Origin of the sequence: Mesorhizobium sp. C416B, from assembly GCF_030323165.1 — a bacterium.
Classification (GTDB): Bacteria; Pseudomonadota; Alphaproteobacteria; order Rhizobiales; family Rhizobiaceae; genus Mesorhizobium.
Genome location: NZ_CP100471.1, coordinates 5,245,708 through 5,270,389 on the forward strand (window position 1 = coordinate 5,245,708; position 24,682 = coordinate 5,270,389).

The window sequence follows — 24,682 nt, forward strand, 5'->3', positions numbered from 1 at the left end:
GCATGCGCGGTCGTAGCCGGCTTGGATTGCTTTCGGACGTTCGTCTGAAATAGTCCTTTCCGCAAATTGTTGAATCTCGCAATGCTCTCCCTGGGAGGAATTTTGAATGGACGAGCGAATTACGCGCGCACTGAGTGGCATCGAAGACTTTGAGCACCTCGCCCAACTCGAAGCCAATATTCGCCGACAGAATGCCTTCAACGACGAAGTGGCCCAGCCGATCAATCAGCGCTCGGCTTACCTTGGCCGGACGCTCGTCGCAGAAAGGACGGGCCTTGATTTGTCGAGGCTGACGCCTGCCCAGGAACGGATCGTAGAAGCCGTCAGCGCTTACGTCGGGGTCATGAAGCACCAGGGCAAGGAAGCTACGCGAACATTTCTTCAACTGCGAAACAGGGGGTTAATTGAAGCGGCCGAAACGGCCGTCGCAAAAGCAAAGCCCACCCAAGGGTTTCAGGTGCTCAAGGACGAGGATCCGCAAGATCTCTCCTACGAACAAATCATTCTCGATCACCCGGCTGAGTTTTCCCTGCGCGCCGCATGGTATGCGCGCCGCACGCTCGGCTTGCCGAATGATGAAGACCGACCGCCTCGCCGTGCGAAAGGCGTAGGCCAAAGCAATGCAGAGGTGCCACGCGCTACCGTCGAGACACTGGAACGGGACGCAGGGCCAATCACTCAAGAGGAAGCGCCCTATTGGGTGCTTGTCTGCAATCCCGCCAAATGGGCAATCGACCGCTTCTTTGAGAGCGGAATTACATACGACACTTGGGGTGTCCGGCCATCGGATCAGCATTCGTTTGCGCCAGGCCAACTTGGCATTGTGCGGGTCGGCGTCGACCGGCGCAGTACGGCCGAGCGCGACGGGCGACCACCGCTGGAGCCCGGCATCTACGCCCGTGCGAGGTAGAGAGCACGGCGCAGCCAGGGACAGGCGCCAATGATTCATTTTGGGCAGAAGGCAGTGGCCGCGCGCCGGGCTGGCCCACGGTGCAAATTCGCTACCTGCAAACTTACGCCGATGCACCCTTGACCCTTGAAAGGCTTCGAGCGGTAAAGCCGGACATGTCTCCCAATCTTCTGAATGGATTGCAAGCGGCCTCATTCCCCATTCCTGCAGATGACTTTCGCTTCGTCCTCGATTTGCTTCATGTAGACGAGGATTTGTTTCATCGCCTGCTCCAGCAGTCGCCAATACGATGGATGTCGTGGCGGAACTGGAAGAGCGTTATCAAAACGCCAGCACGGAAGTGAAGCTCCGCGTGAGCAAGTCGATTGAGCGAGGGCGGGTCGGCGCTGCGGTTAAGAAGGCCAATGGCTATAAATGCCAGCTCTGCGAGGCGATGAATCATGCTCCGCTCGGATTCCGAAAGCGTAATGGCGATCACTATGTCGAGGCACATCACGTCATGCCGGTGTCGTCACGGCAGAAGGGGGTACTTGGCGCGTCGAACATCATGACACTTTGCGCCAATCATCATCGCCATGTTCACTATGGCGATGTTGAGATCGTGATATCGGCAACAGATTTTAGCGCTGCGATTGATGGCGTCGTGCTGAGCATTCCAAGACTTGTTTTACCGACCGGCGATCCTCTCAACGTGGAGCAATCCGATGCCTGATCCTTATGATGACGGGAGAGAGCTTGCCCGGCTTTTTGGTCGTTTTGAGCACGCTCTTAAGCGCACCGGATTCTTGAAGAACAGACCCGACGCTCAAGCCGATTGGGATGCTTTTGCCCAGGCGCTTGGTCCAACGTTCTTTGCTGACATTGTGAATGCAGGAGTTGCCTCTACCCTCATCGGTGACCCGCCACGAAGGTTGATGCGTGAAGGCCTGACATGGCAGCCGGAATATCCCGCACCCCTTGGCAATATCCACCAGCTCATCGTGCAGGGAGTTTGCCGCGTAAGAAACAGCTACGTTCATGGCGAAAAGTTTCAGGGCGGACCAGATACCTGGGAAAGAGACGGAACCCTTGTGGCGGAGGCTCTGGCGGTATTGCGTGAGGCGCAGGGACGGGTGCCCGCGGTATCCGCGCTTCTCGCGTAACGCGGCCGGGAAGTTGACGCGAGGCGAGGGCCTCGGAACTGGTCTATATTGGTCATCCTGCTGCGCAGGATCGGGCTTTAGGCGCACGCGCCCGAAGCCACTGCACGTCTTCACCCGCCGGGTGACGATCCTTGCCCGAGATGCGGGGCCGCCGGCTGTTTTCTTAGCGAAAAGGGTTACAGGGCTCCGCCCCCAAGCACCCCTGTAACAACAAAATCGCCGTCCCACAATTCTCACTCCCTCGGCTCCACCTCGCTCGCTGCGTACGGGGCGCGCCCGCCACGATCTTCTTGTTGGTCCGCCTAGCCCGTTGGAGATTTTGCTGGCCCGCCGCTCGCGCCACAGGTGCTAAGTTCGCTGATATTTTCGCCGTTCATGCCTTTCCGCATTGAACGCCTGCGTTCCCTTCGCAAACCATAGGTCCCGCGCATGCTTGCCTTCATCGCTCTGCAGCTTGGCGGCGATCCAGAGCAGTGCGCCGTAGATCGCAGCGCGATCGTCATTGGTGAGCTCGACGATGCCTGCCTTGACGACGAGACCGCCAAGTTCGATGAGCTCCCGTGTGCGCTTGCGACGCTCGACCTGCCAGGTGCGCATGTCACTGCGAGCCTGTGCCGCCTGCCGGCGATTGTGGGCTGCCCGGTTGTGCTGGAGCGCCGCGAGGGTTGCGCTGAGATGCCGGAGCAATTCGCCGGGACCTGTTTTCGAAAAACATCACCCCACGCTTGGCCCACGCCTCACGCCTTGAGGTGTCTTTCGTCTCGGCAATTGCGACCAGTGCGCCGGCCAGTTCGTCGCTGCTGAGTTGATCGGCGCCGGTGGCGATGACCAGGTCGCCAAGCTGCTGCACCTTACGGGTTTTCAGTTCTTTGGCTTTGTCCTCCAGCGCCTTTAGTTCCGCGTCAAAGTCCCGTGGTTTGCGCATGTGCTTTCTCCATCCGGTTGTCGATCGGATGATCATAGGGGAGCGTCCGCCGGAAGGCTTCAGGGTTGCCGAGACAGCCCGGGACGGGCTGGTCCATCCCGAGAATTTTTCGAGGGAGGGCGCGCTTATACGTCGTGCCGACGCAGGCTTTGACGTGCAAATGATCCTGTCGCGATGGCGATCTATCATCTTCACGTCAAGGTCATTGGCCGCAAGGCAGGCTCAAGCGCTGTCGCGTCAGCCGCCTATCGCTCTGCCTCGCGATTGCGTGACGAGCGGATCGAGCGCAGCCACGATTTTTCGGCCAAGCGCGGTGTCGTTCATTCCGAGGTGATGCTGCCGGAGAACGCACCGGAGGCCTGGCGCGACCGCGAACGGCTGTGGAACGATGTCGAGGCGTTCGAGGTTCGCAAAGATGCGCAGCTTGCCCGCGAGGTCGAGTTTGCGCTGCCGCGCGAACTCAGCCAGGCGCAAGGCATCGAACTGGCGCGCGACTTCGTTCAGACCGAGTTTGTCAGCAAGGGCATGGTCGCCGATCTCAATGTGCATTGGGACAGGGCGGAGGATGGCAGTTCCAAGCCGCACGCTCATGTCATGCTGACCCTGCGGTCCGTAGACGAGAACGGTTTTGGCGCGAAGGTTCGAGACTGGAATGCTACCCAACTGGTTGAGCGCTGGCGCGAGCGATGGGCGGAGCTGGCCAATGAACGCCTGACCGAACTCGATATCGACGCACGCATTGATCATCGCAGTCTGGAAGCGCAGGGCATTGCCCTGGAGCCGCAAACCCAGATTGGTGCACCGGCTCAACGCATCGAGGGCAGTGGCGTTGCTGCTGGCAACATTGAAGCAGATCGCGCCGAACTGCATCGCGAGATCGCACGCAACAATGGCGCGCGCATCATTGCCGATCCATCCGTGGCGCTCGATGCCATCACGCATCAGCAGTCGACTTTCACCCGAAAAGACATTGCGAAGTTTGCGGATCGGCATAGCGACGGAATGGAGCAGTTCGACGCGGTGGTGGCAGCCATCAGCAATGCACCCGATCTGGTCGAACTCGGCAAGGATCGGCGCGGCGAAGACCGTTTGACCACAACGCGGATGATCGAGACCGAACAGCGCCTTCACCGCGCTGCGGAACGCATGGCCGGGGAGGAGCGTCATGCGGTGAGTAACGTACATCGTCAGACAGCGCTGGCGCGGGCTGCGCAACGCGGGCTTATTCTTTCGGGCGAGCAGAGCGATGCGCTGGCGCATATCACCGATGGTCACGGTCTTGGTGTCGTTGTCGGCTTTGCCGGAACGGGCAAGAGCGCCATGCTGGGCGTTGCGCGCCAGGCCTGGGCAGCGGCGGGCTACGAGGTTCGAGGCGCGGCACTCTCCGGCATTGCCGCCGAGAATCTTGAATGCGGATCAGGCATCTCGTCACGCACCATCGCCAGTATGGAGCATAGCTGGGGACAGGGCAGGGATCTGCTCACCACGCGCGACGTCCTGGTGATCGATGAGTCCGGAGTGGTCGGCACGCGCCAGTTGGAGCGTGTGCTTTCCCATGCGGCGGACGTTGGCGCAAAGGTCGTCCTCGTCGGCGATCCGCAGCAGTTGCAGGCAATCGAAGCCGGCGCTGCATTCCGTTCCATACATGAGCGTCATGGCGGCGTCGAAATCGGCCAGGTGCGTCGGCAGCGCGAGGGCTGGCAGCGCGATGCCACGCGCGATCTGGCAACCGGCAGGATCGGCGCTGCGATCAACGCCTACGACGCACAAGGCATGGTGCATCAGGCTGCAACGCGCAATGAGGCGCGGGGTGAACTCGTCGAGCGCTGGGATCGCGACAGGCAGGCGCATCCAGAGGCAAGCCGGATAATGCTCACCCACACAAACGACGAGGTTCATGCCCTGAACCAGGCAGCGCGAGAGCGCATGCGCGCTGCCGGCGATCTTGGCGACGATGTCCACGTGGATGTGGAACGCGGTGCAAGGGCCTTCGCCAGCGGCGACCGGGTCATGTTCTTGCGCAACGAGCGCGGGCTTGGCGTCAAGAACGGCACGCTCGGCATTGTGGAAGAAGTCAGCATACAAGGCATGACCGTGCGCACCGATGACGGCAGGTCGGTGCGGTTCGACCTGAAAGACTACGCGCACATCGACCACGGCTATGCCGCAACCATTCACAAGGCGCAGGGCATGACCGTCGATCGGACCCATGTGCTCGCCACGCAGGGTATGGATGCGCATGGCAGCTACGTCGCACTGTCGCGGCATCGAGACAGCATGGAACTGCATTATGGCGGCGACGACTTCAGTACGCGGGACCGGCTGGACCGCACGCTGTCAAGGGACCGCGCCAAGGACGTGGCGTTGGATTACAAGCAGATCGACCCGGCGCAGAGCTATGCCGAGCGGCGCGGTATCACGTTCCGCGAGCGCGTGGTCGAGATTGTGCGCCGGATCGTTCCGGAGAAGCTGCGCGACAGGATCGGCGGATTGCTGGACGGGTTGCGCTCGCCCGCAGACGGCGAGCCCATGCAGGAACGTGGACCTGGGCCGGGAAGGGAGAGTGTTGGGGTGCGGATCGGAGATGCAGACCCGACGCCCGGCAGAGAACATCTCGCCACCGGAGTGCCACGCAACGCGAATGTGCCGGTGGACGCGGAAGCGGCGTTGCGCAGCGCTCGTACGAAGGCGCTTGTTCGTCACGCGCGCGCTCTCGACGCGATATCGCACAACGGAGATGCGGATGGACTGGGCAGTCCTGAGCAGATGCGCGAGTTGAGGGATGCCCGTAGCGCTTTCGAGAAGGTGCGGCCGAATGGCTGGCGCGATGCCGAAGCGGCTTATGTGAAAAATCCCGAGCTGGTTCGTGAAGCGGGTGCCGGCCGCGTCAATCGAATCGTGCTTGCTCTCCAGCTTGAAACGGAAATCCGCACCGGGATGGACATCGATCCCGGCCGCCGCGCCGACCGTTTCGTCGAACGCTGGCAAAAACTCGATCGGAAGGGACGGGAGCAATATCAGACCGGCGACATGTCCGGCTACAAGTCAACGCGTTCGGCCATGTCCGATATGGCCAAGAGCCTTGAACGCGACCCTCAACTTGAATCCCTGCTTGCCAATCATAAGAAGGCGCTTGGCATCGAGGTCGAATCCGGCCGGCGTCTGGGTGTGGAACTCGCGTTTAGCCACGGCATTGGTAGCGGCCGTGGCATAGGAATCTAACCCTCCGATTTGCCGCCGTTCCCACGCCCCAGATCGACGCGATCACAAAACTGATTGCGCGGCGACCTTGGGTTGTCCTGTCTGGTTCCAGCAGGTGCCAAATGCTCTCAGTGAAAGGTAAGGCAGCCATGCCTGAACTGGATCGTATCATTCGCCTTAAGACCGTCCTCGCGCGGACCGGCTTATCCCGCTCGACGATGTACCGAAAAATCGGCGAAGGCACGTTCCCCGCCCAGGTCAAGATCAGCTTAAACGGTGCGGGATGGAGGGAGTCGGACATCAATCGGTGGGTCGCTGATCCTGTCTCATGGCACACCAGTGCATCACGAAAGACCAACGACTAGACTAGTGGCGGTGGAGTGGCACGTTGCGCCCATCGTTGAACAGTCCTCTCTGATGTAAGTTCAACGACTGGGAATGGGGCCGGAACCTGCCCGTCCACTTTCGGAAACTCACATGGTAGAAGCGGACGCTCGTTCCGGAAATCCCTTCGGCATCCCCCGAGGGAACTAATGAGCAATAGTCTTCCGCATTATATGGTCTGCCGCGCTGGCCTAAACAAAAAGAGAGTGATTTGACTCAGTCGACGCCAGTCTCCGACCTCGTAGCCCGCCTGCTTTCCGTCAAGACCCAGGCGTCCATGGTGTCGTTGCTCCGCGCGGAAGCACGCCCACCCGCGAGCAAGGAGCGTTCGGCGGAAGTCAAGGCGCACGTCTCGTTGCTTGCGGGGTACTTGACTGGAGAGCGGCCGCACGAGGCTATCGCGACCGCTTTTGCGATGATCTTCCTTGACTCCGACCACGCCATCTCCTGCATGCGGCGCGATGGGGTGCTCCGTGCGTCGCGATACGGATACAGGGGATCCCTGATCGGCAGGATCGCCAAAGCCGTGCTCAGCGTCCGCGACCTGCTGGCCACGTCGCCGGATCGGATCGCCTACCTTGAATCGGTCGAAGCGCTGTCGCGCGTCGCGGGGAACGCCCTAGCGTTGAAGTTGGAGGTCGAGGCGACGGTGCGGGCGAAGCGATCCGTGGTGCTGAAGACCGTTTTCGTCATGGTCAATAGCCTATTCTATCATCAATGGTCCAACGACCGGGAAGCCAGTTCCCTGGATGGGAGGCGTTACTCGTCCGAGGAGTACGCCGAGGCCGCGTCGCTCGTATTACATACCTACGTGTCGATGTTCCCGATCGACGCCCTCTCCTTCGCCCATGTCGATGCCGAGGCCGTCGAGAATAACGCGCTCGTCTACGAGCGGCTGTTGGTGGCCGCGATTCGGCTTACGAAGTTCAGGGAGGCGGAGTTGTTCATCGACGGGTTGCCATACCGCGCAGACTTTGAAGGGAAGACGGTCACGGTTTCCTCGATCGACCCCGACGTCGAGCGTGCGGTTCGCCTTGGGTTCATACAGCAGCAGACCCAGGCGATCATCCGGCAGATCCACCTACAGGAAGCGGATCCAGCGATCTCCATCCGGGCCGTAACAGACGGGGGCTTTGATAACGGCAGTTTCGACCAGCTACTTGAGATCAACGATCAGATCGTAAGACGCCTCGTCATGCGTTTGCCTGCGGTCCCGGAGGTATTCGATACCCTCTTCGCGCGGGACGAGCTGTTCCGCGACGAAATCCAGATGCTACTGGCGCTGGACGTCGACAACTTCGGAACGTTCGACGACCTCATCTTCCCCATCACCAACCGCATCTCATCGATGGATCTGTTCAAGGTGCAGCGCTACTTCAACTTCATCAGCTGCGCTTACCAGCGCCGCCTGGCGGACCTCAAGGATTCGGCCGAGCGCGGAGCGTTGACCCTAACTTCGACACTCCTGGTCGTACCGCACGATGCGATGGTCGAGCAGATGCGGCTGATCTACGGCGATGAGGACAAGGGCCGCGAGATCATCGGGCTTTTGACAATGGATCCCGGAGGTCCGCATCTCGATCTCCAGTACCGCCCGTTCATAAATGTCGGTGGCTATTACGTGATTGCCCCGCACGTGGTGGCCGTCTCCAACCTCGTGCGCAACACTATCGTCGCTAACCGCCTCAGGTCAGCCGCGATCGGTCCCAAGGACCGCATGGTCCACTCTGTCACCGAGGCGCTCCGCTCTGCAGGCTTGGAGGTGGAAAGCGACTTCAAGGCGAAGGTTGCGGGGGAGCAGTTGGAGTTGGATATCGTCGCGCGGCGCGACGGGTCGCTCTTCCTTTTCGAATGCAAAAACGCCTATCATCCCGTGTCTGTTCACGAGATGCGGAACAGTTGGGACCATATCCGTAGCGCCAGGAAGCAGCTCGATAAGCGGCGGGAAATTCTCGCCGAGCCGGCGAACCAGGCGCAACTCTTCCGAAGGCTTGGCTGGGAAGTCGGTTCGCCGTGCGCGGTTCACACCGGCATCGTCATTGCAAACCGGGTGTTTCACGGAGCTAGTTTGAACGGGCACCCGATCCGGCAAGCGCACGAACTGATCAACGTACTGAGGACCGGTCGGATCGTCACGAACGACGACAGCCTATCCTTCTGGCTCGGGCCTGAATTCCAAACCGCCGATCTCACCGCCTATCTCGGCCCGAGGTCCATTGCCGCCGACCAACTGGCAGCGCTCGATGCTCGCCAGTGGCGTTACTCGATGGGATACCGCGATCTTGTCTTTTCGTCCTACATCCTCGACCCGCTCAAAGGGGGCCGGGAACTGCGGGCGAGGCACGGACCGCCTGTTGGATGAAGATGGCGGGGGCTCGCGCGTTGCTGTTTGCGCATTTGTAGAATTCGGCCGCCGCAAGAGCAACGCTACGCCGTGTTTCGCATCGTCTCGATCATGAATAGATGTCTGAATCCGGGAATGCCGACGGCAATTACCGCAGCGGGGCCGAAAGAAGACTGGCGGCTTTTGTGTTTGGATATTCAAAAGCAGACCTTCAGTTCGTGCCGATAGAGGCGCGCCTCACGGGTAAGGATGGTCCTCGATGCGTTAAGGCCGCGAAACCCTCTGCCGCGCCGCGAAATGCAGGTTCGGTTCGCTCCGTGAGCTTCCACCTCGCACCAGCCCGATGGGAACCAGATTCGGTCGCGCTGACCGGGGCCACAAGAGAAGCAGCGTGGCATCCCAGGCCGCACTGCGAGCTCCCAGAACAACATTTCAGAATGAGCCGCCAGTAGAGTGAGCGAGCCTACCGCTCTTTTGCAGCTTTTTCTCTATCGCCGTCTTTGCGTGCCAGCCAAAGGTGGTCGGATGCCACCTGTCAGGATGTTTCCCAGCCATAGAGCATCCCCTCTATCCGTGAGCAAAAAAGGGGTCGCCCGCGTCGAGTATCCCACTCAACAGACTGCATCGCCGATAGTATGATCCGGTCCGAAAAGCCGTGAACAGTACCCAGAGATTGGTTTCCATTTGATGATGCCCGCGCGCCGGACATCGATAGCATCGTCACGGTCGCCGAATTCACCAAGGACTTTAGTGAGCATGGGAGTGGACAACCATGCAGCCAGTCGAGCCGGGCCATTCACCCTGAAATCGGACCCTTCGTGGAGGCGACAATGCGAGAGGAAAAAGATGTCGGTTCGAGCAGCCTAAGTGCTTGCCCGGCCGCGCGCCGCAGAAACCCTCTTTCCGACAGGATCGCCGCACACCCTGACAGTGCGCCGCGCACCATGCCGATCAGCACCCCGTCGGCGGCCTTCTCGACGGTAACTACACCGGCGCGCATATCAGGCGGACCGCCGCCAAATTGGCCGATTGCGGAGACATCGAGTTGGTGATCATATTGGGTTAAATGTGGGGGACGGCTCTAGTGAAAATCTTCTTTTGCACGTTGATTTGGTTATTTGCCGGCGGTCTCCACGCCAGTGCAGAACCGATATATTGCGGACAGGCAGGGCAGTTATTTGCGATCCTGCAAAATCAAAAATCTCCGACGGGCACCATGAAATTCCTCGTTGGTCCGCTTACAAATATGAACTTAGAGAAGATCCGCCTGCATTCTGAATGGCAACGCCAGCTACAGTTTAGCCAGGTGCCGAGGAGCCGAGATATCCAATCAATTTTGACTGCGAGGCAGAACATAATGAAGGATTATCGCAGAAATCTCGACATTTATAGGCGAGGATTTCATGCCAAAAAAACGCGGCTTGCGGAGCTTCCTATGTACGATCCAGACTGCCCTATACCAGGAAGTCAAGACCCGATTGTTAGTCCGTTTCAAAGTGACGACCCGGACAGTGCGGACGATCCTGACAGCCCAGAAGGACCCGTAACCACCCACCCCTGCATACGCGGATATCGGCCACTTGAACATTGCGACAGCCAGAGACCGCCAGTTTGCATCATAGAGTACGAGCTTGATCCAGTTTGCACTGAATAGGCCATCAACCTCTTCATGCTGCGAAAGGCACTATGTGCTGCAACTCCCTCGACGCCAGCGGCAATCCCACGCCGCTCCGACCCGTGATGACGGCGCTGGCTGACCTTGAAACGCCGCCCTTCGTTACTTTCACCATCTGCCCGAGCCGGACCGGACCGCTTGTTGGCAATTCTGTTGGTGCTTTCCCGCATCGTTCCAAATGGTCCGCGGCCGAGCAAGGCTGGTGGGCTGTCGTGGGTCCAATCTGTGAGCAGGGCTGGTGCACGGCGCGCGGACGGCGCCGGTCGTCAATCCCACAACGTTGCCGCGCATTCGCGAACACCAGCCGTTCAGCACGGTATGCAGCCAGCAGCGCACACTTCCATCAAATCGGCGAAAGGCATATGACCTGCAGAGGCCTTCCCTAACAGACAATTTGGTGCCCGGATTGGCACTTGGTGCTTGCGCTCAACAGAGCGAAAGCAAGCCAAGTTTAGAAATAAATCACGACAAGACTTGGCGTCCTCCGCAAATAGAGTACTATGCTGCTAGGGCTCGGGGGGGTTGTAAATGAAGCGGCGTGATCTCTTATTAGGGTTGCCGAGCGTTCTTGCGGCGGCTCCGAGAATTTCCGTTCCTCTGTCGTTCTTTGTTGGGCCTTTTGCACTTGTCTCACAATCCGCGCCGGCGCGAGCTTCTCTCCAAGCGGTTGCGGTCATAGCGGAGATTTATATTACGCTCGATCAGGTGACCACCTGGGGTTTCGACACCCTGGATTTCGCGCATCGTATCGACCCCAAAGTGCCATCCGCCCCATTTCCGACGAGCCTGTCGGCCCTTGTGATTGGACGTAAAATCGGCCAGGTGCGCGCGATGGCGGAAACTATCCAGTTCGCGACTTTCGCGGCGCCGCTCCCGACTTTGGATTCGCTCGAGATGAGCTCGTTCGACGCAACGCGCAACGATCTGACGTCGCGCGTCATGCTGTTTACGGATGCCTGCATGGAGGTAACCGATTCCTTCGAAGGGCGGACCGAGGCACGGAATCTCGCAAGGAGACTGACAAAGCAGCATGAGATGACGCAGAAGATTGGGGATATCCTATTTGACGCGATGGGTAAGTTCCCTTTTCTCGAAGCTGCGGAGGCACTCGGTCTCAATGGCCTCGAAGCCTACGAGAACAGCCGCAAGCTGAGCGAAATCGAGGGTATAGTTTCCGCCAAAACGGACAAGCTGGAGACTGCGATAGCCCAGCGCCGAACGCTTTTGCAAGGCCTACAGACAGGTCTCCTGGCCCTTCTAGACCAGGAGTTGAACCGACTCGCGGATAAAGCCCATGAGCTTGAGAAAAAGAAGGCAGAGCTTGACACACGCAGCCACGAACTCGACCAGGACCAGACCCAGATCAGCAATGAACAGGCTTTGTTGCAGGCCCTGAGGATGGATATCCAGGATTTGCGCGACGCGCTCGATTCTTTGAGAGACGAGGTGAGGCAGGCGAACAGCCAGGTCGCCAGTCTTCGATCCGAAGCGGCTCAGCTTACGACCAGTGCTAACAACGCCCGTGCGAATTGGGCGGCGATCTGCCCCAACGGCAACTCATTTGATGCCTGCGGTCACGTCGATCTAAAGCGTCTCCGGTACTTTGGTCCACTGGACCGCAGCAACAACATCACCTCCACGCGTCTGCCTCAAGCCCAAACACGAGCTTCGCAATTGCAGGCCACAGAGAGATCAAATACCTCCTTTTACAACCAGAAGCTCGAGCAGGAACGAAGCCTGGCGGCCCGGGTAGACGAGCACGTCAACAGGCACGCTGACGTTCGTACGGTTCTCTTGGCTGACATCAAGCAATACTGGCGGGAAGCATACGAGTCGCGTGCGGATCTCCACAGGCAGGAAAATGCAGCCGATCGCGAGAGGATGCGGCGCTCCTTTCAGCGGACAGGAAACGCATAGTGCGAACAGCGGGCTTCCTTTCGACGGCACTGTGTTGCCTGCTACTCACCGCACCGCTGGCGATGGCGCAAGACGGCGAGATCCAACCCGATGGCAACGACGGCGGCGTGAGCCTCGACAGGCTGCTGGGTCGAAACCGCGATCGTGTGTTGCCCTTGCCTCGTAAGACAGAAGCACAACTCTACTGCTACAAAGACTTGAGATCGATGGTTTCGGAGGGTCTCACCCGTCCGATTAGGGTCGTTGCGAATGTTCCCGATCAGGGCCTTGCAACACGGGTTGACGCGGCCACCGACGCCCTCGTGCGGGCAAAGCCTGACAACAGCCCCGCCGGCCTGGATGCTATCGATATCGATTTTCCCGCCAGCAGCCTAGAGCAGGTCCGGTGGACACTGCAAGCCGAGATCGGCGGCGTCTCTGGTCACAGGGATCATTTGACAAAACTTGATGCACAGATCTCAAGGCTTAGCTTGGTGGGTTCTGCTCTGGCGTCATTGGAAAGCCGGCGCGATGCGGTGACCGATCTAGCAGCGCATGCGGGCATGGCAAATGCATGGCCATCCTATGAGGATTCCCTTATTCTGGCGTTTGAGCCAAGCCGTTGCCGCATTTCGCTGATCGCGATGTGGTTTTATGACATGCGCCGAAAGCTGGTCGTGCAATTCGAGGCTTTGGCGTTTTATCAGGACGCCGTGTCTCTCTTCCAGTCAGTAGATCGCCGAATTCCATCCGTTCGCCCGTTGACGAGCGAGGACTACGCCGCGTTTTGCTCAGGGAAGACCGACGAATTCGTCGATGGAGTGGACTGCGGGAGAGTTGGAACGCGTTGGCTGCTTCCCTATTATTCGGGATATGAAGGTGCCGTCAAAAATTGGCGGACGACCGGTACGGTTGCGGCCGAAACAGCCAGCTTCTTCGCCGCTGCTGTCCGAAGCAAGACCGCTGTGGACATGTCCCACGCGTCATTCGCGCTATCGCGCCACCAACACGCCGAGGAGATACTGCCCGCACTTCGCAAGCTTCATCAGCAACTGGAATCGGAAAAGAACGGCCTGGCGGCGCTTCGTACCAATCTTGACGCTGAGATAGGTGCGCTTCGAGCCCTTCAAACCGATATTGACGCTGGACATGCCACGGCGGCAAACTTGGAACGTCGGCTCTCCGAAGAGCGAACAATTGCCGATACGGCCGCAAGCGACCTAAAGGCGAATAGCGATCTGATTGTTTCCAACCGCGCGGCAGTGGAATTGGCACGCGATGATCTGGCTAAATTGAAGGAGGCCTTCCAGGAGCTGCGCCTTCAGTGCGGCGGCCTTCCTTACGCCCAATGCGCTGATATCCAGGCAAAGGAAACTTACAATAAGGCGCGCTACGAAATGTATGGAGCGCTCGCGGATGCGCGAGACAAGGTGCTTAAAGCCCAAGATGTCCTGATGGACGCGATCGACAAGCGAGAGGTGTTGCTAGATCAAAAAATGGACGCATTGACAGCGATGGCCGACGCCAGCACGACGCTTGCGACCCTATCCCTGCAATTGGACGCGAAAGAGAAGACCTATCGGGACCGGAGCATTGTGCTCGCCGGCCAAGAGCTCCGCTACGCGGGCCTGAAAGAACGCCACGACATCGACTACGACCTTATCAGCACAACGTTGAAACTCGCCGAAACGAACGGAATGGTTCGTTAATAAGATTCTAGAGCCGCTATCCACCCGTCTTTATTGTCTTAGGCGTTGAGTGCTCCGTCTCAATTCGCTTAGGCATTGGCCTCTGGCCATTATTCATTCGCGACAAGGACGAGACGATCCCACCTTGCGCGAACGCAATTTGCTTCTGCCGGCACGGGAGGCGGGACCTAACGATTGCCGCGCTCGTCATAGCGAATGCTGCGCGATCAGCCGGCACTGCTTCAGAAGGTAATGGCACCAAGAACTATCGGACTGCCGTCGCCAAGATCAGGAGTGATGAAACAGGTATGCCGCCTTCGTCTAAGTGTTCGCGGCACCGCGAGACAAGCGCACACCGGGGCCACCGCCATTCTCTGGAATGAATTCTATTCCGGCTGCTTCGAGCGATAGCTTCAGCGCTTGCAGGATTGATTCAGATGCTGGTTTCGAACCACGTTCGAACTGCACGATCGTCCTCAAACTTACCTTGGATAGGTCCGCCAGTTCCTGTTGAGAAATGTCGAGAAGCCCACGGGCCGCGCGAACTTGGGCCGCACTTACCTTCATTATTCAAATGCCCTGTTGCACAAAAAGTGCAAATATGCTTATTTTAGGAAACGGCTGTTGGAAGTGGTTCCCCGCTTCCAACAGTCTAACCACGCCCACGCTTTGCGGAGCTCGGATCATGGCTGATTCCGACAATAACACGACTTTGCCTTTCGTCACCCGCAGGAAGGTGCTTTCGGGAACAGCAACCGCAACGGCGACGACGCAGGCTACATCGTTTGCTCTCATCGACTTGGAGGGTGACGACGCCATTGATCCTGCGGTGGCGGTGTGGAGACGATGGCAGGCGGCTTGGGAAGAGGCTGAACGGCTTTGCGATCAGCAGCAGCGGCTGGAGAAGGTACTTGTCGAGACCGTTGGCTTCCCTTGCACGACAGTTATCTTGTCCGACGGCGAGAGCCTGACAGTTCACTCCGTTGAAGCCCTCCAGGAATTGCTCGGTGTTCGTCCGGCTAACACAGTGGCCCGCACCCAAGCTGAAGCTGAAATCGTAGCCAATCAGGCGCGCTGGGATGCCGCCGCTAGAGAGATTGGTTATTCGACAGCCTTACTTGCTGAGCGTGAAGCTGGCGAGCGGGCGAAGAAATTACTCGAAGCCTTATCCCAAGTTCCTGCAACGTCGCTCGCCGGTATAGCCGCCAAGCTAAATGCAGCGCTTAGGGAAGGGGAGTATTCGCTACATGACAGTGAGCCCCCGTGGCCACAGATCCGCTCGGCCTTAGACGATATAGCTCGGATTAGCGAGCAGAAAGTCTCGAGCTGAACTTCGGCACTAAGGTATCGGAATCGCGATCATTCGTCGGTTTGGTGATTTTCGCGGGGGCTTACCGAGACAAACTCTCTACAATGGAGCGACTGATGCAGTTCCGAAAAGCGTTTGCGGAGCCAGGGCGCCGGAGCGTCTTCAACGCGCCGGAAAACCATGGAATCGAGAGTGGCCCGCACCCTGCTGATCAATATGTGGGCAGGCAGATCGCCGCAGTTCGCGTACAGTCGGATGTATCGCAGGCCCAGCTTGCCCGATCCATAGGCATCAGTTTCCAGCAGCTTCAGAAATATGAGAACGCGAGAAATCGCGTGAGCGCGTCCATGCTCTACGAGATCGCTAGTTCACTAGGTGTTCCGGTCGGCCGCTTCTTCGAAGGCCTGCCGGGCAATGAGACCGATCGCGAGGCTCCGCTGCCGGTCGACGAACGCATCAATTTTATTGCCAGCGCGGAAGGTCGACGCCTGATTGAAAGGCTTGTTCATCTCCATCCGCGAGTGCGAGGTCGGGTGTCGTCTTTAATCGCAGCATTAGGAGAGGAACTGGCAGTCATCGACCCAAAGCAGGAGAGCGCTAGGTCCAGCGAACCCGTGCCGGTCGAATGCAGGCCGGCTTGACCGGCAGTTATGGCAAAGCTCAACGAGTTCCCTTCGACGGCTGGCATGGCGAAGTTCGCGCTGTCGCGTCGATCCGCACCGCCAAGGAGGGGATGGTCGAGCGAGTGTTTCCCGAAGAGACCTCGACAACGGCTACATCGCCGCAGGCAGGGAGAAAGTGGCCCTGTCGTTGCCTATGGCGATGATGGGAGCGTTGCATGAAAAAGCTTCCGAACGCATCCCAGGTTCCTGCCATAGGCTTCCCAGCAGCACGGCTGCAGCCCGTGCGATCTAGATTCGCCAGTTCGGCGACCATCCGATTTCCGCGCCAAAGGGTCCTAAGTGCACGATCGAAGGGGTGTGCCCCTTTTATCGCCGGTCGTGTTAGTGATGCTCGGCTTCGTGAAGTCGGCACGACACAGACGCGATGGTGGATTGCTGCGCGAAACCGTCCCAGCGGTAGCGCCGGAGGAGCTTCGCACAGCCATGCTTAAGTTTGTCGAAGCACTCGCCATCGCCGATGCCAGAGGCGATCATCTCAAATCCGTCGGCGCTTCGGCTGGCCGAAAAGCTGCCATGGATGCAGATCGCTGCAAGAAGAAGGCTTCCGACACATGAGGCGGGCCGCTGTCTACACACGCTTTTCGACCGAGCTGCAGAACGAAAAATCCACTGAAGACCAGATTGCGCTGTGCCGTGCTTACGCAGCGCGCAACGGTCTGGCTATCGTTGCGGTCTACGAGGACAAGGCGCGCTCCGGCTCATCCATATTGGGTCGCGACGCGCTGATGCGCCTGATGGAAGCTGCGGGCCAGAACGCGTTCGACATCGTCGTCGTCGAGGCGCTCGATCGCCTATCGCGCGACATGGCGGATCTCGCAGGTCTTCACAAACGTCTCTCTTTTCTCGACATTGAAATCCAGGCTGTTCATGACGGTATCGCCGATGCGGTTCTCATTGGTATTCGTGGACTTGTCGGTCAGATGCAGAGGGAGGATGGCGCAAAGAAAGTCCGTAGGGGTATGGCTGGAGTCGTCCGTGATGGACGTCATGCCGGAGGCCGGGCCTATGGCTATCGACCGGTCTTGGGCCATCCTGGCGAACTCGAGATCGTCCAAGAGGAGGCAGACGTTATCCGGCGTATTTTTGCCGCTTATTCGGTCGGTCGCGCTCCACGTGACCTAGCCGGTGACCTCAACCGGGATGGGATAGCGCCACCGCGGGGGATACGGTGGAACGGTTCCACCATCAACGGAAATGCACAGCGCGGCGTAGGTCTGCTCTTCAACGAGCTCTATGTCGGTCGGATCGTCTGGAACAAGGTCCGAATGGTGAAGAACCCCGATACTGGCAAGCGTGTCTCCAGGCCAAATCCAAAGGACCAATGGCAGACGAAAGAAGTTGCGCATTTGCGCATCATCGAAGACGAAACTTGGCACAAGGCGCAGGCTCGCAAAGCAGTGAGGGTGCACGCAACCTCTCATGTCAAGCGTCGGCCAGCTCACCTGTTGTCCGGTCTGCTCCGCTGCGGCGTTTGCGGTTCAGGTCTGTCGGTTCACGATCGTGATAAGACAGGCAAGACGCGTATTCGGTGCTCGGCAGTGCGAGAAAGCGGGAGCTGCTCCAATCGGCGCATCATCTATCTGCCCGAGATCGAAAAGGCGGTCCTTGATGGCATGCGCGACCAACTGAAAGCCCCCGACCTCATCGAGGCATACATCCGCAGATACAACCAAGAGCGCCGAGAATTGTCCGCACAGGCGAATGCGATGCGCACAGCGCTGCAAGGCAAGCGCGATCGGATAGAAGGCGAACGGCAGCGCACGATCGATCTTGTGATCAGGAGCGTCATTGCTGAAGAGGATGCCAAGCAGCGTATTGCAGAACTCAAGACGCAGCTCTCCGAGGTAGAGGCACAGCTCTCCGGTCTCGATGAGCCACCGTCACCCGTAGCTATCCACCCTGCGACCTTGCAGCGTTACATCGAAACCGTCGACGGCCTTTCAAAGGCGTTGGCCGACCACGCAACTGCTGCTGACGACCGTGGCCCGCTGATCCAAAACCTTCGAGGACTTGTTCATAGTGTCACCGTGCACCCCAAGCGGGCACGTGAGGGCTTCGAAATCGAGGTCAAGGGCAAGCTTGCCGCCCTTATAGGCGGGGCCGCATTTCCCAATGCACGGTATACCGAAAAGCCCACCGGACTAGGCAGCCGCTTCAACGCTGCCGTTACGTACGATAGTGGGTTGGAAGTGGTAGCGGGAGAGCGCTACCGCCTTTCCCCCCACTCGTCGAACTACCGGTTCCTGCTTAGGTGCTGCGGCTGAGCTGTGTCGCTGCAATCTGCCGCCAGACATGCGCGGTGGACGCCCCGGGTTCGGAACTGCGCTGCGGATGGCCAAACGCATGGAAAAGGAGTGCCGGTCAGTTCAGGGTTCTGCCGTTCCCTGCCGCGCTGCCCAGTCGAACGGGTAAAGGCAATAGAAATAGCCGGTACGCTCGGTGGCGATGTATTTCAGGTGGGTGCCGTTTGGCAGCCAGACGATATCGCCGGGATTGCACTCATGGCGACCGTCGTCGAGTTCGATCGTCAGGGTGCCCTCGTGGATGAACAGCACCTCGTCGTAGGTCACGGTCCAGTCGATCGAGGCGTTCTCGAGATACTCGATGCCGCCGCCCATGGTCCGACTGATATCGGCATTGATGACGCGGGCAATCGAGGATGTGCCGGTCGGTGTGATGGACGGCTTCAGGGTCAATTCGCTGCGCTTGAAGATCTTGGCCTTGGACACCGTTTATCCTTTCCTTGCGCGGAGGTTGGCTTTCGAAGGGGTGACGCCGGACGGGGCCAGTCCCGCGAGCCATCTGGTCAAGAGGTCGGGTTTTCGGCCGGCATGTTCGAGATCGTCGCGCCGCCGCACCGCGCCGCGAACGAAATGCGCGCCGACGAACCGGAATGGTTCGGATGGGAAGCCTCGCGTCACTGGGCGCACGAGCGCCGAATGGGTGAGCTCGGATTCGCCGCCGGTCAACAGGCCGGCCAGGATCTTGCCGCCGAGATAGGCCATCGTCGTGCCGTTGCCGGAGAAGCCGTAGCCGTAGACGATGTCGCGGTTGGCGGGCAGGGCGCCGAACAGTGGCACGCCGCTGACGGTCCGATCGATCGGGCCGTTCCATGATGTATCGAGCGGAAAGTCGGCGAGCGCCGGGTGACCGTCCCGCAACGCGCGGCGCATGTCGGCGACCCGTGGCGATAGACCATGAAACCGCCTGTCGACGATGCCGCCGAGGCCGATGACGCCCCCACTGACGCCGACAGACAGCCGACCATCGCGCGTCGGTGACCAACCGCCGACGAAAACGCGGGAATCGATCATCAGCGGCGCGCGGCGGTAGCCAATCTTGTCGAGAAGGTCTGGAATGGGTTTTGACATGGCGTCGTCGCTGGAGATGTTGAAGATTGCCGGCGCCAGTTCTCGAATGGCGCCGGACCATGCATTCATGGCAAGCACGATCTTGCCGCAAGACACAGTGCCTCTCCCCGTCTCCACCTTGAGCGTGCCGTCGCGCGAAAACCGCGTCATCGGCGACTTTTCATAGATGCGCACGCCGCGTGTTAGTGCTGCCCGGCGCAGGCCGCGCACGAGGAAACCGGGATGCACGGTTGCCGACGACGCATCGAACGCGCCGCCGAGGTGGCTCGTCGTGCCGGCCATCGCTGCGATCTCGTCGCGCGAAACTCGTCGCGCCGGCACGTAGCCATGCGCCGCCAGCTTGTTCAACGCGTCGTCCCAGGCGCCAAGCTGGGCTTCGCACGTCGCACCCCAGATCCAGCCGATCCGATCAAACCAGCTGTCTATTCCCTCGGCCTTGCAGAAAGCCTCGATGCCGCCGATTGCGGCTTCGGATGCCTTGATGATCGAAAGTGCATCGTTTCCGTCGCGCAGCGCGGCGAGCGCGCTGTATTTCGTCCATGCCGAGAGCACCATGCCGGAGTTGCGGCCGCTCGGGCCACCGCCGCAAATGTCACGCTCGACGATGACAACATCGAAGGCGGGATTGTGCTCCTTGAGGCGTATAGCGGTCCACAAGCCCAGATAGCCGCCGCCGACGATGCAGATGTCAGCCTGGGTCGCCTCTTCGAGCGGAGGCGCAAGGTCTGGGTCCTCGGGCAGGGCCTGCCGCAGCCAATGGCTTCGCCAGACGATGTCCTTTTCCGTCAGTTGCATCACGATGCGCCTCTGGCTGATAGGCGGCGCTCCACGAGCCTGACCCAAAGGCTCGCGCCAATCGGCAGGATTGCGTCGTTGAAATCGTAGTTGGTGTCGTGAGCCGCGGCCTGGTGCGCATCGTCGGCCTGGCCGAGCAGGAAATAGCAGCCGGGCCGCTGTTCCAGCATGTAGCAGAAATCTTCAGAACCCATCTCGGGAGGCGGATCGATGACGAGACTTGCCGGTCCCATCACCTCGTTCACAATCGCGATCATCGCGTCGGCTTGCGCGGCAGTGTTTATCGTCGGTGCGAAGGGCGTTTCGTAGCGGATGTCGACGCCGGCGCCAAAAGCTTCAGCTTCGTTTTTCGCGATGCGGCGGATTGCCGACTCCAGCGTCTTTTGAACCTCGTGGCCGAAGGTGCGCACGGTGCCGGTCAGAAACGCCGTATCGGGGATGGTGTTGAAGGCTTCGCCTGCACGCAGGCTGCCAACGGTGACGATTGCGGGAGAATGCACATCGGTGACGCGGCCGGGCAGGGCTTCGATTGCCAGCAGGATGCGCGCGGCGATGGGGAGTGGATTGATCGCCAGATGCGGCATCGCCGCATGGCCGCCCCTTCCGTGGACGACGATCTCGAAGCGATCGGCCGCCGCGGCCACCGTTCCGCGGTGGACGGCGATCTCGCCGAGCGGCCGTTCGCAATTGTGCAGCGCGTAGACTTCATCGCAGGGGAAACGCTCGAAAAGGCCCTCGTTCAGCATGGCAAGCGCCCCACCTCGACCCTCCTCGGCCGGCTGGAAGATGAAATGCACCGTGCCGGCGAAGTCGGGCGAGCGAACAAGCGCCGAGGCTGCGCCGAGCAGCATAGTGGTATGGCCGTCATGGCCGCAGCCATGCATCCGCCCGGGGGTGCGGGACGCATGCGCCAGCGGCCGTGCCTCAGTCATCGGCAGGGCATCCATGTCGGCGCGGATGCCAAGGCTGCGACCAGCGCCGAGCCTGCCCCTGAGCGTGCCGACGACACCTGTGCGTCCGACGCCTTCGGTCGCCTCGATGCCCCACGCGCGCAGTTTGTCCGCCACGAAACGGGCCGTCTCGAACTCTTCGAAACCGAGCTCGGGATTGGCATGGAGATGCCGCCGCCACGCCGTCATCTCGGTCTCGAGTTGCTGCACCGACGGAACCAGTTTCATGCCGATGCCTTTGCGCGGAGAGCTTGCGAGCGGCTCTGCAGGATGGCGATGACCCCAAGCAGGATCGCCGAGAAAGCGATCAGCAGCACGGCGACGGCCGCGATGGCAGGGCTGATGGACTCGCGCACCCCGGAGAATATCATGCGGGGCAAGGTTCGCTCCGCGCCCGTCGAGAGGAAGCTTGCGACGACGACTTCGTCGAAAGAAATGATGAAGGCGATGATGGCCCCTGTAACGACGCCCGGCGCTATCAGCGGCAGCACCACCTTGAAGAAGGTGCGCATGGCGCCGGCGCCCAGTGATGCCGCCGCACGAACCAACGTCCGGTCGAAGGTCGAAAGGCTGGCGACGACGGTCGTCAGCATCACAGGCACGGCCATCGCCGTATGCACCAGAATGATCGATAGCTTGTTGCCAACGAGTCCGAGCGTGGCGAAGAATGAAAAGGCCGCGACGCCGACGATGACGACTGGCGTCACCAAGGGCGCGGCGATGATTGCGTAGAGGATTCGCTTGCCGGCAAAATCGCCCCAGGCGAGCCCGATTGCCGCCGGTATGCCGAGCAGCAAAGCCAGAACCGTGGTGGATAGCCCGACGACGACCGAGTTCCACAGCGCGTTCGGCCAGCGCTGGTCGACCCACAGTTCGGCATACCAGCGCAGCGACCAGCCCGGCGTCGGGAACGCCAGCGAATTGCTCGAGGTCAGCGACATGGGGACCACGATCAACAGGGGCAGGATGATGAAAGCCAGCAACGTCGCCGCATAGGCATACATCAGCCATTTCCTGAAGCGGTCGACGCTCATGCGACATGCGCCTTGCTGCGGAAGAGGACGGATGCCGTCCAGAACAGGAACGCAAACAACACGAGGATCATCAGCAGTTGCAGGGAAAGCGCTGCGCCCATGCCCCAGTTCAGCGTGCTATTGGTGTAGAAGGCTATGTAGCCGGAAATCATCTGGTCTGTCGGCCCGCCGACAAGCGTCGGGGTGATGTAATAGCCGAGCGCGAAGACAAAAACGATCGCCCCGCCGGACAGGATCCCGGGCAGGATCAACGGCAACTGCACGCGGCGCCACGCCGTGAGCCACGGCGCACCCAACGACAGCGCCGCGCGCATGTAGGTGGTCGGAACCCGCCGCATGACGGCGACGACGGAGAGGACCATCATGGGCAGCAGAACCTGAACCATCGCCAGATACAGCGAAAAGCGGGTGTAGATGAGGTCGAGGGGTTCGCTGACGATACCCAATCCGAGCAGTGTGGAATTCACGGGACCGTTCTTCTGCAGCACGATGATCCAGATGACGGTGCGCACCAGCAGCGATGTCCAGAGCGGAAACAGGATCAGCGCGAACATCAGCTTCGACCAGGCAGGCGGCGCGCTGACGATCGCCTGCGCCAGCGGCACGGCGAGCACCGCGCAGATGACCGTCACCACCATGCTGATCCAGATCGTACGCAGCAGCGCGTCGACGAAGATGGCGCGGTCGGCCGAAACGGCTTCGATCGAATTGTCCGCGCCGCGCTTCAGGTCGAGGCTCGCAAGCAGATAATAGTCCGTTCGCGCGCTTTGCTGACGCGCTATGACCTGCCAGAGATCGATGTTTTTCCAGCCGGCCTGTTTGGCGAGCACCTCGTCGCGCACGGGGCGCATGCCGAGCTTGCCGTCGGCCGCATCCTTTGCCGTCTTGATGACGAGGAAACGGCTACCGACAACGCGCTGGTTCACGAGTTGCGCCAGGACGCCTTCCTTCCCGGCGCGCCGCGCGTCGGCCAGGTCCTCGACGAGTGCTGCAAAGACGGGTTCGCCAGGCAGGCCGCTCTCTGCTTTCCAGCCGGCCAGAGCGGCAATGGTGCGCGGCAGGTTGTTCGAGAAATCCGAGTTGTCGACGGCCAGAGCCAGGAAGCGCGCCAGCGGCCACAGAAACAGAATGACGACGAATAATATAAGCGGAGCCGCCAACAGGGCGAGCATGCCGCCCCGTTGGCGTCGCTTCATAGCCGGTTTTGTCCCGACCAGCATGCCCAAGTTACTTCGCGAGCCAGGCCTTGAAGCGTTCTTCCAGCGCTTCCTTGTGCTCGGTCCAGAAGTCGTTGTCATAGGCGGCGCCGTACTGGAGGTGCTCCGGCGACGTCGGCAGGTTGGCCTTCCAGTCCGCGGGAATGAGGTCGGCGGCTTCCTTGCGACCGGTGCCATAGGCATAGAGCTTGGAGAAGCCGGCCTGATTTTCAGGGATGGAGAACCACTTGAGGAGATCCAGCCCGCCTTGCTGGTGCGGTGCGCCCTTCACCACGGCCCAGTAGTCGGTGCCGTAGAAGAAGCCGGCGTCCCATGCGATGGCGTAAGGCTTCTTCTCGTTGATGGCTTCGTTGGTGATGCGTGCATTGAACGCGTCGCTGAGCGTCACTTCGCCGCTGTCCAGGTTCTGGATGCCCTGCGTCGTGGTGGACCACCAGACGACGTTCGGCTTGATCTTGTCGAGCATGGCGAAAGCCCGGTCGACGCCTTCCGGCGTGGCCAGCACCTTGTACATGTCCTCGCGTTTCACGCCGTCGGCCATCAGCGCATTTTCCAGTGTGAACTGCGCTTGCTGGTAGAGGCCGCGCTTTCCTGGAAATTTCTCGACGTTCCAGAAGTCCGCCCAACTCTTTGGCGCGGCGTCGCCCTTATAGACATCCGTGTTGTAGGCAAGAACCGTTGCCCATGTGTCGGACGCGACACCGCATTCATGCAGGGTGCCTGGGAGATAATTCGCCGCGTCGCCGGTGATCTCGGGCGTCAGCGGGACGAACAGGCCTTCGGCGCAGCCGACTTCCATGGCGGGCGCTTCCACCGAGACGACGTCGTAGGTAATGTTGCCCGCCTGCACCTGGGCACGCACCTTGGCGACCTCGCCGCCCCACTCTTCCATGATGATCGGGACGCCCGTCTTTTCGGTATACTTGTCCCAGACTCCATCCTTGTAGGCCTTGTCCCATGTACCACCCCAGCCGACCACCGTGACGGGATCGGCCGCGGACGCGGCAAAAGTGGAGGTCGCGAGGCAGATCGCGGCGGCAGATACGGCTTGCAGATAAGTCCTCATCGCAGTTCCCCTTTCTTGTCGTTGTGGATTTGATCAAATTTCAAACGCAAAATGGATTGATTTGCAACAGGAATTTGCGATAGGGTGCAAGA

At 60.0% G+C, this 24,682-nt stretch carries 21 protein-coding genes; 12 read left to right on the forward strand and 9 right to left on the reverse strand.

Annotated features, from left to right (window positions below; translation table 11 throughout):
- Positions 1–106: 106 nt before the first annotated feature.
- The 3 genes from NLY43_RS25535 to NLY43_RS25545 all read left to right on the forward strand — a co-directional run bounded on the left by NLY43_RS25535 (position 107) and on the right by NLY43_RS25545 (position 2,052).
- Entirely contained in the window at positions 107–910 is an 804-nt protein-coding gene (locus NLY43_RS25535) for a hypothetical protein (RefSeq protein WP_023711025.1), read from the forward strand.
- 298 nt (positions 911–1,208) lie between these two features.
- Entirely contained in the window at positions 1,209–1,622 is a 414-nt protein-coding gene (locus tag NLY43_RS25540) for an HNH endonuclease (RefSeq protein ID WP_156935510.1), read from the forward strand.
- The gene (locus tag NLY43_RS25545; protein WP_023711027.1) at positions 1,615–2,052 is read left to right on the forward strand and encodes a hypothetical protein; all 438 of its coding nucleotides are present in this window, start codon (positions 1,615–1,617) and stop codon (positions 2,050–2,052) included. The genes NLY43_RS25540 and NLY43_RS25545 overlap by 8 nt, the downstream gene beginning before the upstream one ends.
- A gap of 348 nt (positions 2,053–2,400) precedes the next feature.
- Here the strand turns inward: NLY43_RS25545 and NLY43_RS25550 are convergent, their stop codons facing one another.
- Positions 2,401–2,649 (reverse strand): conjugal transfer protein TraD, encoded by a 249-nt coding sequence (locus NLY43_RS25550; protein WP_023711028.1) that lies wholly within the window; start codon positions 2,647–2,649, stop codon positions 2,401–2,403.
- A 1-nt stretch (position 2,650) separates the two neighbouring features.
- Positions 2,651–2,977 carry a conjugal transfer protein TraD gene (locus tag NLY43_RS25555; protein WP_023711029.1) on the reverse strand — a complete coding sequence of 109 codons (327 nt, stop codon included), beginning with the start codon at positions 2,975–2,977 and terminating at the stop codon, positions 2,651–2,653.
- A gap of 174 nt (positions 2,978–3,151) precedes the next feature.
- On the opposite strand from NLY43_RS25555, the gene traA reads away from it, so the two are divergent.
- The 5 genes from traA to NLY43_RS25580 all read left to right on the forward strand — a co-directional run bounded on the left by traA (position 3,152) and on the right by NLY43_RS25580 (position 14,186).
- Entirely contained in the window at positions 3,152–6,199 is a 3,048-nt protein-coding gene (gene traA / locus NLY43_RS25560) for a Ti-type conjugative transfer relaxase TraA (RefSeq protein ID WP_023711030.1), read from the forward strand.
- A 128-nt stretch (positions 6,200–6,327) separates the two neighbouring features.
- On the forward strand, positions 6,328–6,543 hold the full coding sequence (locus tag NLY43_RS25565; RefSeq protein ID WP_023711031.1) for a helix-turn-helix transcriptional regulator: 216 nt from the start codon (positions 6,328–6,330) through the stop codon (positions 6,541–6,543).
- Positions 6,544–6,773: 230 nt separating this feature from the next.
- On the forward strand, positions 6,774–8,924 hold the full coding sequence (locus NLY43_RS25570) for a hypothetical protein (protein WP_031199188.1): 2,151 nt from the start codon (positions 6,774–6,776) through the stop codon (positions 8,922–8,924).
- Between the two features lie 2,185 nt (positions 8,925–11,109).
- The gene (locus tag NLY43_RS25575) at positions 11,110–12,498 is read left to right on the forward strand and encodes a coiled-coil domain-containing protein (RefSeq protein WP_023713305.1); all 1,389 of its coding nucleotides are present in this window, start codon (positions 11,110–11,112) and stop codon (positions 12,496–12,498) included.
- Positions 12,498–14,186: a hypothetical protein gene (locus NLY43_RS25580; RefSeq protein ID WP_023711034.1), complete on the forward strand. Its 1,689-nt coding sequence runs from the start codon at positions 12,498–12,500 to the stop codon at positions 14,184–14,186. Before NLY43_RS25575 ends, NLY43_RS25580 begins: the two co-directional genes overlap by 1 nt.
- Before the next feature lie 300 nt (positions 14,187–14,486).
- On the opposite strand, the gene NLY43_RS25585 is transcribed toward NLY43_RS25580, so the two are convergent.
- The gene (locus tag NLY43_RS25585; protein ID WP_023711035.1) at positions 14,487–14,732 is read right to left on the reverse strand and encodes a helix-turn-helix domain-containing protein; all 246 of its coding nucleotides are present in this window, start codon (positions 14,730–14,732) and stop codon (positions 14,487–14,489) included.
- Positions 14,733–14,850: 118 nt separating this feature from the next.
- On the opposite strand from NLY43_RS25585, the gene NLY43_RS25590 reads away from it, so the two are divergent.
- The 4 genes from NLY43_RS25590 (at position 14,851) to NLY43_RS25605 (ending at position 18,421) form a co-directional block, all read left to right on the forward strand.
- Positions 14,851–15,495 (forward strand): hypothetical protein, encoded by a 645-nt coding sequence (locus tag NLY43_RS25590; RefSeq protein WP_023711036.1) that lies wholly within the window; start codon positions 14,851–14,853, stop codon positions 15,493–15,495.
- 95 nt (positions 15,496–15,590) lie between these two features.
- Positions 15,591–16,115: a helix-turn-helix domain-containing protein gene (locus NLY43_RS25595; RefSeq protein WP_023711037.1), complete on the forward strand. Its 525-nt coding sequence runs from the start codon at positions 15,591–15,593 to the stop codon at positions 16,113–16,115.
- A gap of 369 nt (positions 16,116–16,484) precedes the next feature.
- On the forward strand, positions 16,485–16,712 hold the full coding sequence (locus NLY43_RS25600; protein ID WP_023713303.1) for a hypothetical protein: 228 nt from the start codon (positions 16,485–16,487) through the stop codon (positions 16,710–16,712).
- Positions 16,709–18,421 carry a recombinase family protein gene (locus NLY43_RS25605; protein WP_023711039.1) on the forward strand — a complete coding sequence of 571 codons (1,713 nt, stop codon included), beginning with the start codon at positions 16,709–16,711 and terminating at the stop codon, positions 18,419–18,421. The genes NLY43_RS25600 and NLY43_RS25605 overlap by 4 nt, the downstream gene beginning before the upstream one ends.
- Before the next feature lie 102 nt (positions 18,422–18,523).
- Here NLY43_RS25605 and NLY43_RS25610 read toward each other — a convergent pair whose 3' ends face one another.
- The 6 genes from NLY43_RS25610 to NLY43_RS25635 are packed head-to-tail and all read right to left on the reverse strand — an operon-like array spanning position 18,524 to position 24,590.
- Positions 18,524–18,886, reverse strand: coding sequence for a EutQ-related cupin domain-containing protein (locus NLY43_RS25610; RefSeq protein WP_023711040.1), 363 nt, complete (start codon positions 18,884–18,886; stop codon positions 18,524–18,526).
- 3 nt (positions 18,887–18,889) lie between these two features.
- Complete coding sequence (locus NLY43_RS25615; RefSeq protein WP_023711041.1) at positions 18,890–20,323, reverse strand: NAD(P)/FAD-dependent oxidoreductase; 1,434 nt, start codon at positions 20,321–20,323, stop codon at positions 18,890–18,892.
- Positions 20,323–21,501, reverse strand: a complete 1,179-nt coding sequence (locus tag NLY43_RS25620; RefSeq protein WP_023711042.1) for a M20 aminoacylase family protein — start codon at positions 21,499–21,501, stop codon at positions 20,323–20,325. Before NLY43_RS25620 ends, NLY43_RS25615 begins: the two co-directional genes overlap by 1 nt.
- Positions 21,498–22,307 carry an ABC transporter permease gene (locus tag NLY43_RS25625; RefSeq protein WP_050589740.1) on the reverse strand — a complete coding sequence of 270 codons (810 nt, stop codon included), beginning with the start codon at positions 22,305–22,307 and terminating at the stop codon, positions 21,498–21,500. Before NLY43_RS25625 ends, NLY43_RS25620 begins: the two co-directional genes overlap by 4 nt.
- On the reverse strand, positions 22,304–23,503 hold the full coding sequence (locus NLY43_RS25630; RefSeq protein ID WP_023713302.1) for an ABC transporter permease: 1,200 nt from the start codon (positions 23,501–23,503) through the stop codon (positions 22,304–22,306). The genes NLY43_RS25625 and NLY43_RS25630 overlap by 4 nt, the downstream gene beginning before the upstream one ends.
- Before the next feature lie 31 nt (positions 23,504–23,534).
- A complete protein-coding gene (locus NLY43_RS25635; RefSeq protein ID WP_023696855.1) occupies positions 23,535–24,590 on the reverse strand; it encodes an ABC transporter substrate-binding protein in 1,056 nt (351 codons plus the stop codon).
- Between the last annotated feature and the right edge of the window lie 92 nt (positions 24,591–24,682).